Consider the following 11,415-nt stretch of genomic DNA (forward strand, 5'->3'; position numbering starts at 1 on the left):
CGCAGAATCCAAAAATCAAAACGTATATGGAAACTTGACGCTGAAGGAAACATTTGGCGAGTCGGGAGTCAGACCCATCGCAACCATGGATGTCATCGTCCAGTGCTTGTTGAGTTGATGGGTAAGCCCTGTGTTGAAAGTCGCCGAGTTCGACTCGCTACCTACCTGGCGGATCCAGGGCCCGGCATCTCCCCGCAGGCGCGATGCCAGCTGAATGGACTGGGAATAAGCGAAGTTAACAGAAGTCTTGTCGTTAAGCGCAATCGCGAAGCCGGCACCGAGACTCCATGAATTTCCCAATCGCACATCACCTGGCGATGTAGTCGTTTCGGTGCTGGACAGGTCGGGGAAGTGGCGCTTGAAATTGTAGTTGTAACCGATATTCGAAAATAAAACTACAGGATCATAAGACTTCACCACAGCCAACCCGATCGATGTCGCCCACACACCGTTGCCTGTTGGCTGGCTCGTGGGTATGAGGAGATTATTGTTGTCCGGGTCGGAATTCTTGATTAATTTTACGCCGAACGGATGCTTGCCTGTCGGCGCGCGGACACGAATGCTGGCGATCCAATCGGAAGTCTGGGCTGTCGATTTCTGGATCTGGTAATAGAGCCCGGAATTTATGTCACCAATCGCTCTGGAATGGTTTGAACCGTCGCTGATGCCTCCGGCGGAGCCGCCGACACCTGGCGAGAAATAATTCGATCGCCGGTAGACGAACGGAACATTCATGTCGATGCTCAGCCGGTCCGACAAATTTGACCTGGCTGTAAGATCGTACTGCAAATTTTCGGTTTTTATCTGCTGCAGATTGATTTTTCCAAGCAATATCGAATCGAGCGCCAGGAAACCGCTCAGAACAAGACTGCGTTTATCGTAGTGGGTGTACGTGAAACCTTGCTCGAGAGAGAATCGGCGATCAAAGAGAGGGCTACCCTGGACACTAGCGACGGCCTGCGCTTGCGCAGTTCCAGGTTGCACGGAGGAGGCCGGCGCGCCTGCGGCCGTCGCGACGGCTGGGGGTACGGCAGGTGAATCTTGAGCTACGCCTCGACCACGCACGTCATTCATATCAGAACCACGCAGAATCCTCTCGAGGTCCGCCAGCCTTTTTTCAAGTGCGATGATCCGGCGCTGCTGCTCTTCCAGTTTGCTCGTGTATTCCTGAGTTGAAGAAATTCTTTCGTTATCATTCAATCCGGCAACTGGGACGATGGCCGCCGCTGCGGTCGCTGGCAATGCCGCCGAATGAGGTGACGCGATTATTGGAATGGCAGCAATATAAAGCAGACGCTTTAACATCATGAGTAATTTCCGCAGTCGGTAGAATTGAAAAAAGATGTTGCTCGGATTTTCACGACACGCAAGCTAGCGCCCACGCAATGCGCCTACAGCACGGGCGAAACCCTGTTCCGCGAATCCAAGGTTTGTCATCGGTGCTACCTGAAGCTGCAGACGCATTTCATTAGTGACACTTTGCTGCGCCCCCGAAATCTGGATATTCTGGCGCAGACTGTTATTAACAAGGTTAATATCTTGTGAAACAGTGCCGGCCCCACGTGCGATCGTCAACTGGACGAGCGCGCTGTTGCCGCTGACGGCGACCCTTGCCTCCGAACCATCTCCAGATTTATAGGAAGCGCTTGCTACGTTGCCTCCCGGGAACGCACTGAGACTTTCTGTCGACATCGAAACATCCGCGCGGTTGACCGCGCCATTCCCGTCTCCAGCCACCTGGATTACCTGTGATACACCGTCAACATTTCTTGCGCCGTTCGATATCACTGAGTTTGCAGCATTCGTTAGCGGGCCCGCATCGGGCGTCCCCCCGACATCGCTACCACTGGCAGTTGCATGTGTGCTGAAAGCGCCTGGACGGCCACTTGAGGGAAGGTCCAGCGACACGGTAGCTGAAGCCTGTAAAGATTGTCCACCTGACTGCCATGAAGACAGCATGGTCAGCCGTAAACCTACCACGCCACCATTAATGCTGAACTTCCCAGCGATGCTCGCCAGCTCGGCATCGGTGACAGCGCTAACGACGCCGCACCCGCCGGCGCTGGTACAGACCTCCAATAGCGGCGAGGCATGCGCTGGAAAAGCGCAGCATAGCGCGGCGCCAGCAATTGCTAAACAGTGAAATAAACGTGTCATTTTGGAATACCGCTCAGAATGAGTCCATGCCGATACCGAAATCCTTCAGGGGCAGAGAAGGGAGGGTGACAATAGCTGAACGCAGCCGCAGAGGACTCGTGATCATGGGAGCTGCCAGCGCGTTGTCCGAATTCAGACCAGAGCCCAGAACCGCAAAGATGATGCCGTTCCAGCCTTCGACAAATTCTCCTACCGGCATGATCCGGTTTCCAAGTGCTGGATCTGCCACGTAGACAATTCCATCGACCACCTTACGTACCACCACAAAATGTGGAATTCCACGCGTCACTTGAAGGGCAATAACAGGGATCTTTGTGCTGATGAGCCCGGCAGTATCGATTTTATATCCACGTCCGCGCAAGCCCACACGCTCGACGTAGTTCTTCATGTCCAGGAGAGAGAAACCGCGTTCCCTGGCGATCTTTTCGTCCGTATTTTTGAGCATGTCCTCGATAATTTCGAGCTCAGTTGTACTTTTGCCGAAAACATTCTTCAATATAGTTGCAAGAGCAGCTGCACCACAGGTGAAGTCTCTTTCCTGACGCACAACGTTCTCGAATCGAAGTAAGCGGACCGATCTGACTTTACTGGTCACCGGCAAGCCTGGAACCATGTTCACCATCTCCACGGAGGTGCTGGATTCGGCGGCGACCGCAAAAAAAGGTGTGCAGCCGTACCCTAGCAAAACGAGTGCGATTGAAAAGATTTTAACCATGGAATCTCACGCCAATTCCCCACCAGCGATGCCAGCGACATCGCTGGTGGAAATTTACGAGCGACGCGGCAAATTATTGCGCCGAAGCGATCGACAGACTGTTATGTTGCAAGTTGCCATAACCGGCGGCCATGTTGACACCGATGTTGCCGCTGCCAGTCAGCGAGTTCCCGATCGAGGCGACGTTGGTGTTATTGAAGTCAACATCGCCGTTGAGCGTCAGGGCAACCAGTTGCTGGTTGCTGCCCGTTGCTTTTACGATGTTGCCATTTGCAGGCGAGGTCGTTTGGGTCGCTGCGGCAAGCTGGTTGTCCTGCATGTTGCCCGAGCCAGCGGCCGTGTTGACGCCAACGTTCCCCGACACGCCGTTGAAGGAGCCGGCCAGGCTTGCTTTGTTGTCTGTCAACACTGCCAGGTTGGCATTGACAGCCGATGCCTGCGACGAGAAGGTTTGAGCCGAGGCAAACACGGAATTTGCATCAGCCAGCGATGCAAGCGCCGCCTCATTGCCCTGTGCATTGCCAGTGCCCGAGGAAATGTTGACACCGACGTTGCCCGTGATGCCGTTACCGCTGTTTGCCATACTTGCGTCGTTGGAGCCACCCAAGGTAATGACCAGATTGCCGACCGATGCCTGGCTGTTGTCGGTGACCGCGCCAGCCTCCGATTCGACTTTGATCTTGCCGCTGACATCGACCTTGCCCTTCACGCTCACGTCATTGCTGATGCTCGTCGTATTGGAAAGCGATGCGCTGTTAAGCGGAGGATCGGCGAATGCAGGCGCCGAGAAAATGGCAAGGACGGCGGAGGCAATGCTGAGTTTAGCAAATTTCATTTCGGACTCCAAAATTTAGGATTAAGGGTTCAACGACATGGAAGTACAAACGAACGACAACATCTACAGGCTACAACAACAAACAACTCGGATGAACCTAAGGCTGCAGGACTCCTACGGCCAGTGTGAATATATTCGCGGTAATGTTTCCGGATCCAGCGATCTGATTGATCTGTACAATCCCAGTCGCATTCGATAGCGCAGAATCAGCTATTGTGGCCTTGTTTATTTTCTGTATGCCTGTTTCGCTTTCCGCAGGATCGCTTCGTTTTCCGGCCGTACCGATTTGACCAAGCTGTTCATTCGATACCTCGGCAGTACCGCCGACAGCAATAGCCAACAAATTTGCTTGAATGTTATTATTTCCGCTTACCTGATTAATAGCAATAATCCCCGACACATTGCTGAGTGCGCCTGAATCAATAGTACTTGCAGTACCGCCACGTGTGTAATTTATTTCAGTCTGATTCTGACCGTTGGAAATTAACGTGGACGCGAGCTTATTGCTGACGCTAATTGCGGCGATGTTTGACTGCTGATTACCGCTGCCTGCGCTGGTATTAACGGCTATATTTCCCGCCGCGTTCGAAACGCTGGCATCAGAAATAATGTTGATCGCATTCGCCAATCCTTGAGCCTGGCTCTGTGCCGCATTGTGAAATAACGCAACACCCCAAAGAACTATTAATTTCAATAGGCGTTTCCACGGATGGCTCATTATTTTCCTGTTGGAAAAGCCGACATGATCATACTTCCGATGGGCGCCAAGTTTTTGCTTAATGCACCGCCAATGTTCGCTGTCGCGCCCATACCGGCCCCGTGTGCTCGCACACCGTCACCTGTCAAAGCGGATGTAGCGGAAAGTGATGAACCAAGATGCTCTATTGAATTTTTTTCACCCGTGGAGGCCTGTAGTGCGGTCGACTTACTCTGATCGCTGGAAATGCCTGAGAGAGCAAAGTCGGATAGCGCTATGGGCCTGTTTGTGAGTAAGCCGACACCAGACAGAACCAAGTCTTCCCGAGCAGTGGCCATGACCGTAGGCACCCCTGTATCGCCACTACGGAACGCGCTATGTTGCGGCACATCCCGCGATATGACAAGAGTCCCCGATGGGGAAAAAGTGATGTCGCCACTGCGTGCGCCCAAGGGAAAAATCAACAAGGCCAATATCAAACGTGTGGACAACTTTTTATCTGACCGACCTGAAGTGGCACTCATGGATTTTGCTCCACATACGGTTAACAAGGCGTGCCTGGCAGTTCTATCCTCGTCAAGGATTCCTGAACCTGGCTATTCAACAACTTCAACTTCAACTTCATTAATCATGACGACAAACGTCCTGGCAACTGCCACCAAAAAACGCCTTCGTGCATTCAAATTCGGCGCACTGATTCACCCATTACCATTGCACACCCTGGATTAACGCTGGACGTAACAAGAGCAATAGCGACCAAGCACAGTACGCGCCTCCGGCATGATTGCAAAAAATTAGTGTGTGATCTTGAGCGATATACCAGTGGACGTGGTACATGCAATGGCGCTGGCGCCAGAAATCCCCGTTTAATCGTTATGTTTTTTAATATGGTTTGAAAGGTAGCATGCAGAAAGAGTACCCACAACACATATTTTTTTGGAAAGTAGCGATTAGTGCGCGGCCAGAATTTCGATAATGAAACTTTGTGTCTTGCTTAAGTGCACGATCTTCGCATGGATTCAACCCGGGGCAAAAAAATCCGAAGATAATGAACGACTTGCGTAAAGTGCCTGCGCATGAAAACCTCGATCCAGGCCGGATCGTTGTAGACGGTACGCAAGAATGCAACGTCGGCGTGCAAAATGTCCGGTCCCGGCTGGCGATATTTTTTTATACCGGTTGTTGCAAAAGCCCCGCACAGTATAGGTTGCCAGCACCCGTCGATTCCAACGTACCACTGCGTCCAGCGTGACAAAGCGCGCATTTTGAGTCGTCCGCGCGTGCTGCGGACGCGGCGTCGCTGCTGACCGCAGCATCGGCGCAGGGCCGGTCGACCTGTGCGCCGTGGCAATCATATGGAAACCATCACTCCAGGATGTTCAGCGAAACAATACTGCTGCACAGGCCTGCTGGACACTATCCGGACCTGGTTGCCCGGCTCGACAACGGAACCCGCTGGGTGTAGCCCACGCCGAACGCCGATGCCCTTACAACACTGCCAGAACGCACTGCGCCAGCCTAACCGAACGGCCCGGCCCGGCTTTTTACCCGCGCTCGATTGGCAAACCCAGGTTTCCGCTGAACACGCTATGCTGCTCCATGGATGGCTCTTCCGGAACCCGGTCGGCCCGCCAAGCACCCGGAACAGCGCATTCCGGCGCCATCGCACAACAACAAGGAGACGAAGCACCGTGAGCACCACCCCAGAACTGGTCCTCTGCATTCCCGGCCCATGGGAAGACAGCAGTGCCCTGGCCGATGAGATCGCCGTCAGCGCCATCGGCTATTCGCTTTGCGGCAACCTGCTGCGCGACAGCGAGACCGGCTTTGCCTGCGAACTCGTGCTGCAGGGGGCCGATCCGGAGCTGCCGTCGGACTTCGCCAAGGCCGGTCCACACTGGGCGGCGACCGAGGCGATGGGCGATATCGACACCCATGCATCGGTCGCCTATCTGGTGGGACCGGGCGGCTCGCGCGAAGCGGCCGAGGGGATGATGCGCGCCGGCGCCGCCCTGATCGACAGCGGCGGCCTGGGCGTGAAGGTCGACAGCACCGGCATCGCCCACGCCCCGGCCTACTGGATCGACATGTGCGAGCAGCTCGAGCAGCTGACCGCGCACCGGGCGCTGGTGGTGTACGTGGCCGGCGCCGACGTCTACTCCTGCGGGATGCACAATTTCGGCTTGCCGGAAGCGATCACCAGCGCCGGCGACAAGGCGCAGGCGGCCGACATGCTGCGCTTTTTCACGCGCTACCTGCTCGAATACGCGCCGGAGCTGGAAGACGGCCATACCTTTTCGGTCAGCGAAGGCAAGCCGGTGTACCGGGTCGAACGGGTGAGCGCGATCGATTACGGCGCCGATTCCCTGTTCAACAATCCCTACGGCGCCTGGCGCCTGAGCCCCGTGGCGCCCGAAAAGAAGGGCAACTGGTGGCGCCGTAATCGCCAATAAAAGCGGTCAATAAGACCGGCCAAGGTCCTCCCCATCCCCGGCGGCCGCACAGCCGAACTGCCGCGTTTGCGCATATCGACGGCCTCCTGTATTTACCAATTCGTTGCCGATTCGTCAGTACCTCCCTCTGGTAAAATACGCGCGACCCTTTTCGTCGTGCCGGTGCGTCGTCCCGGCATGTGCATGCACTACCCTCCATTACTCAATCCATGTTTAGTTTCTTTAAAAGAAAAAAAGCCGTTCCCGAGACGCCGGAACCGGTCGAGCTTGCGCCAGCACCGGCCGCCCCCGTCCTGGCGCCAGCTGCGCCGCCCCCTGCCCCTGCACTGACGCCGGCTGCGCCTCCCGTGTTGCAAGCCCTGCCGGAAGCCGACCTCTTCATCGAAGAAACGGCCGAACGCCCGACCACGGAAGCGGAAAAGAAAAAGTCCTGGATGACGCGCCTGAAGGCCGGCCTGTCCAAGACCTCGAGCAATTTATCTCTGCTGTTCGTCGGCGCGCGCATCGACGAAGACCTGTACGAGGAACTCGAGTCCGCGCTGCTGATGTCCGATGCCGGCATGGATGCGACCCAGTTCCTGCTCGATGGCCTGCGGCGCAAGGTCAAGGAAGACAAGCTGCTCGACGCCGCCGCCGTGAAGGGCGCGCTGAAAGAATTGATGGTCGAGATGCTCGCGCCGCTGCAAAAGCCATTGGAGCTCGGCCGCCACGCGCCGCTGGTGATGATGATCGCCGGCGTCAACGGCGCGGGTAAAACCACGACCATCGGCAAGCTGGCGAAACACATGCAGCGTTCCGAGCAGTCGGTGCTGCTGGCGGCGGGCGATACCTTCCGCGCCGCCGCGCGCGAGCAGCTGATGGTCTGGGGCCAGCGCAACAACGTCACCGTGATCTCGCAAGCCTCGGGCGACCCGGCGGCCGTTGCCTTCGACGCGGTCCAGTCGGGCAAGGCGCGCGGCGTCGATGTCGTCATGGTCGATACCGCCGGCCGCCTGCCGACCCAGCTGCACCTGATGGAAGAGCTGAAAAAGATCAAGCGCGTGATCGGCAAGGGCATGGATGCCGCCCCGCACGAAATCGTGCTCGTCATCGACGGCAATACCGGCCAGAACGCACTGGCACAAGTGAAGGCCTTCGACGACGCGCTGCAGCTGACCGGCCTGGTGATCACCAAGCTCGACGGCACGGCCAAAGGCGGCGTGCTGGCCGCGATTGCACGCACCCGTCCGGTCCCGGTGTACTTCATCGGCGTCGGCGAGAAGCTGGACGACCTGCAGCCTTTCAATGCAGAAGAGTTCGTTGAAGCGCTGCTGGGTTAAAGAACAAGAGCCAGGTCCAGATGATCGAATTCCACTCAGTTTCGAAGAAATATTCCGCCGACGCCACCGCCCTGCGCGAGGTGTCCCTGAACATCAACAAGGGCGAGCTGGTGTACCTGGCGGGCCCTTCCGGCGCCGGCAAGTCGACGCTGATGAAAATGATCGCCGCCATCGAGCGTCCAAGCAGCGGGCGCGTGATCGTGTTCGGCCAGGACATCGGCAAGCTGGGCAAACCCGGCATCCCTTTCCTGCGCCGCAAACTCGGCCTGATCTTCCAGCACCAGCGCCTGCTGAACGACCGCAACATCCTGGCCAACACCATGCTGCCGCTGCTGGTGACCGGCGCGCCGAAGGCCGGGGCCGAGCAGCGCGCGCGGGCCGCGCTCGACAAGGTCGGCCTGCTCGACCGCGCCAAGGCGCATCCGCTGGAACTGTCCGGCGGCGAGCAGCAGCGCGTGGCGATCGCGCGCGCGATCGTCAACCGGCCGCAGATCATCCTGGCCGACGAACCGACCGCGAACCTCGACCGCGTGGCAGCGGACAAGGTGCTCGACGCCCTGCGCGCGTTTCACTCGGTGGGCGTGACCTGCCTGATCTCGACCCACGACGAGCAGGTGCTCGACGCCGCGGCGCGCGTGATTCGCCTCGAACATGGTGAACTCGTCCCTACTGACCGTGTTGGAGGTGCGGCATGAGCCCGTGGTTGCGCCAGCACAGTTTCGCCTTGAGGGCGGCGATGTCGACCGTGCGCAAGGCGCCCGGCAGTTTCCTGTTCAACGTGGTGGTCGTCGCGGTCGCGCTCGCGCTGCCCTTTGCCGGCATCACCCTGCTCGACAACGTGCGCCCGATGTCGGAGCAATTGTCGGTCGATCCGGAAGTGAGCCTGTTCCTGAAACCGGACGCCACGCGCGAGGAGGCCCAGGCGCTGGAGCCGCAGCTGCGCCAGATCCTGCAAGGCAGCAACGCGCGCATCGCGTTCGTGCCGCGCGAACAGGCGCTCGACGATTTGAAAGAGCGTAGCGGCCTTTCCGCCGCGCTCGACACGCTGGGCGAGAACCCGCTGCCCGATAGCTATGTGATGACGCTGGACGGTTTCAAGAGCACCGCCGAGGCCGCGCGCATCGACGGCATCGTCGAGCAGATGGGCGCGCTGGCGCACGTGGACACGGTGCAGGTCGACTCGGCCTGGGTGAAACGCCTGGCCGCCCTGCTCGCCATCCTGCGCCTGGCCCTGCTGCTGCTGGCCGTCACGCTGGGTGTGGTGGTGATTGCAGTGGTGTTCAATACGATCCGCCTGCAAGTCATGACCCAGCGTGAGGAAATTGCCGTGTCCAAACTGCTGGGCGCGACCGATAATTTCATCCATCGCCCCTTCTATTACACGGGCGCCCTGCTCGGGCTGTGCGCCGGCGCCGTTGCGCTGGGCGTGGTGGCGCTGGGCCTGCATCCGCTGAATGGGGCGATTGCCGAGTTCGCGCGGCTGTATGCATCGGAATTCCAGCTGGCGCCGCTTGGGGTGTTCGAGGTGGCGGGCTTGCTGGCCATCAGTGCCGCGCTGGGGCTGATCGGGGCCTTGCTGTCGGTGCAGCGGCACCTGGCGCGGATGCGCTGAGGGCTTGCTGGCCCACATGACGGGTGATATGGCCGCAGCTGTATCACCCGTTTTTGTTTGCGCGGCCACCGTACGACCGAACGCCCTATGTTGTGCCTTGATGCAAATTTTCACGTCCTGCCTTGTAGGCGTGAACGCCGCGACCTCGCCAGACATCGTCGCACCTGACCGCCGAATCTTGTGCTCCGTGCGCCAGCTAACAGAAAACAGGCGCGTCGCCCCCGTAACCTGAGCCCTGACCGCTGCCGCAAGCCCCGTACGTTTGAGCTATCTCAACAGTTATGCAGGAAGCTGCTTTACATTCAATCATCCTATTTTTCTGTTCCACACAGAAATACTTTAACGAAACTTAAACGCGCCGACGCAGGAAGGGCGTGGCTGGCACTCTCCCATGGGGAGTGCTAATATGTGTACTCAAGTGAAGGTAAACAAGGTCTGATACGCATCTTGCACATCGTTGTGCAGTCAGCCTCCGGGATGTCCGGTGGACTTGATCGATGCAGCAAAGATTACTCTACGAGGAAAAAATATGACGTCCGCACCATCCGCATTGGTTCCGACCAGCAATCGTGCCCTGAACCTCGGTTTCACCGGGCAGCTTGGCAACATTGACGCATATATTTCCGCCGTGAACCGCCTGCCGATGCTGACCCACGAGGAAGAGGTCTCGCTGGCAAAGCGGCTGCGCGAAGCGAACGATCTCGACGCCGCACAAAAGCTGGTGCTCTCGCACCTGCGCCTGGTGGTGTCGATCGCGCGCGGCTACCTCGGCTATGGCCTGCCGCACGCTGACCTGATCCAGGAAGGCAATATCGGCCTGATGAAGGCCGTGAAGCGTTTCGACCCGAACCAGGGCGTACGCCTGGTGTCGTACGCGATGCACTGGATCAAGGCCGAGATGCACGAATACATCCTCAAAAACTGGCGCCTGGTGAAGGTCGCCACGACCAAGGCCCAGCGCAAGCTGTTCTTCAACCTGCGCAGCAACAAGGTGGGCCTGGACGCGATGACCCCGACCCAGGTCGACGACCTGGCGAAGATGCTCGACGTCAAGCGTGAAGAAGTGATCGAGATGGAAACCCGCCTCTCGGGCCGCGACATCGCCCTGGAAGCGCCGACCGACGACGAAGACGACAAGTTCTCGCCGATCGCCTACCTGTCGTCGGACCAGCAGGAGCCGACCAGGGTGCTGGAGGCCGAGCAGGTCACGCGCCTGCAGTCCGAAGGCCTGGAAACGGCGCTGGGCAAGCTCGACCCACGTTCGCGCCGCATCGTCGAAGCGCGCTGGCTGGCGAACGACGACGGCTCGGGTGCGACCCTGCACACGCTGGCCGAAGAGTTCGGCGTGTCGGCCGAGCGGATTCGCCAGATCGAATCGGCGGCATTGAAGAAGATGAAAGGTGCGCTGGCGGCGTTTATTTGATCAGCCAGACATCAGGCAGGACACAGCGGCCCCGTGAGGGCCGCTTTTTTATTTCCGAACCAGTTCATCGTCAACGCACCGCTACCCACGCGGGCCGCCGTCACGATCGAATTTTCTCCCCCGCCCCCGCGCATCCTGCCCCATCCGTCCCCTCCGCCCTGTCGCCGACGCTGCCGCGTCGCGCCTGTGCCATTGATTCCCTGC

The 11,415-nt window shown here is 58.2% G+C and carries 11 protein-coding genes; 6 read left to right on the forward strand and 5 right to left on the reverse strand.

The genetic code is table 11. From position 1 onward, the window contains the following. Nucleotides 1-15: 15 nt before the first annotated feature. From AC1MEM_RS23475 to AC1MEM_RS23495, 5 genes are all read right to left on the reverse strand, one after another. Nucleotides 16-1,308, reverse strand: coding sequence for a transporter (locus tag AC1MEM_RS23475; protein ID WP_499474493.1), 1,293 nt, complete (start codon nucleotides 1,306-1,308; stop codon nucleotides 16-18). A 63-nt stretch (nucleotides 1,309-1,371) separates the two neighbouring features. Beyond that, entirely contained in the window at nucleotides 1,372-2,157 is a 786-nt protein-coding gene (locus AC1MEM_RS23480) for a hypothetical protein (RefSeq protein WP_499474494.1), read from the reverse strand. A gap of 13 nt (nucleotides 2,158-2,170) precedes the next feature. Then, nucleotides 2,171-2,872, reverse strand: a complete 702-nt coding sequence (locus AC1MEM_RS23485; protein ID WP_499474495.1) for a C39 family peptidase — start codon at nucleotides 2,870-2,872, stop codon at nucleotides 2,171-2,173. A 73-nt stretch (nucleotides 2,873-2,945) separates the two neighbouring features. Further along, the gene (locus AC1MEM_RS23490; RefSeq protein WP_499474496.1) at nucleotides 2,946-3,707 is read right to left on the reverse strand and encodes a FapB/FapC family functional amyloid domain-containing protein; all 762 of its coding nucleotides are present in this window, start codon (nucleotides 3,705-3,707) and stop codon (nucleotides 2,946-2,948) included. 97 nt (nucleotides 3,708-3,804) lie between these two features. Next, nucleotides 3,805-4,425 carry a FapB/FapC family functional amyloid domain-containing protein gene (locus AC1MEM_RS23495; protein ID WP_499474497.1) on the reverse strand — a complete coding sequence of 207 codons (621 nt, stop codon included), beginning with the start codon at nucleotides 4,423-4,425 and terminating at the stop codon, nucleotides 3,805-3,807. Between the two features lie 315 nt (nucleotides 4,426-4,740). Between AC1MEM_RS23495 and AC1MEM_RS23500 the strand changes: the two genes are divergently transcribed. The 6 genes from AC1MEM_RS23500 (at nucleotide 4,741) to rpoH (ending at nucleotide 11,211) form a co-directional block, all read left to right on the forward strand. Beyond that, a complete protein-coding gene (locus AC1MEM_RS23500) occupies nucleotides 4,741-5,133 on the forward strand; it encodes a hypothetical protein (protein WP_499474498.1) in 393 nt (130 codons plus the stop codon). A gap of 962 nt (nucleotides 5,134-6,095) precedes the next feature. Continuing rightward, nucleotides 6,096-6,857, forward strand: a complete 762-nt coding sequence (locus tag AC1MEM_RS23505) for a DUF4261 domain-containing protein (protein ID WP_499474499.1) — start codon at nucleotides 6,096-6,098, stop codon at nucleotides 6,855-6,857. 209 nt (nucleotides 6,858-7,066) lie between these two features. Beyond that, a complete protein-coding gene (gene ftsY / locus AC1MEM_RS23510) occupies nucleotides 7,067-8,176 on the forward strand; it encodes a signal recognition particle-docking protein FtsY (protein WP_499474500.1) in 1,110 nt (369 codons plus the stop codon). Between the two features lie 20 nt (nucleotides 8,177-8,196). Next, the gene (locus tag AC1MEM_RS23515) at nucleotides 8,197-8,871 is read left to right on the forward strand and encodes a cell division ATP-binding protein FtsE (protein WP_499474501.1); all 675 of its coding nucleotides are present in this window, start codon (nucleotides 8,197-8,199) and stop codon (nucleotides 8,869-8,871) included. Beyond that, on the forward strand, nucleotides 8,868-9,788 hold the full coding sequence (gene ftsX / locus AC1MEM_RS23520; RefSeq protein ID WP_499474502.1) for a permease-like cell division protein FtsX: 921 nt from the start codon (nucleotides 8,868-8,870) through the stop codon (nucleotides 9,786-9,788). Before AC1MEM_RS23515 ends, ftsX begins: the two co-directional genes overlap by 4 nt. Nucleotides 9,789-10,317: 529 nt before the next feature. After that, complete coding sequence (rpoH, locus tag AC1MEM_RS23525) at nucleotides 10,318-11,211, forward strand: RNA polymerase sigma factor RpoH (RefSeq protein ID WP_499474503.1); 894 nt, start codon at nucleotides 10,318-10,320, stop codon at nucleotides 11,209-11,211. Nucleotides 11,212-11,415 lie beyond the last annotated feature (204 nt).

This window comes from Telluria sp. AIW5 (genome assembly GCF_056680575.1).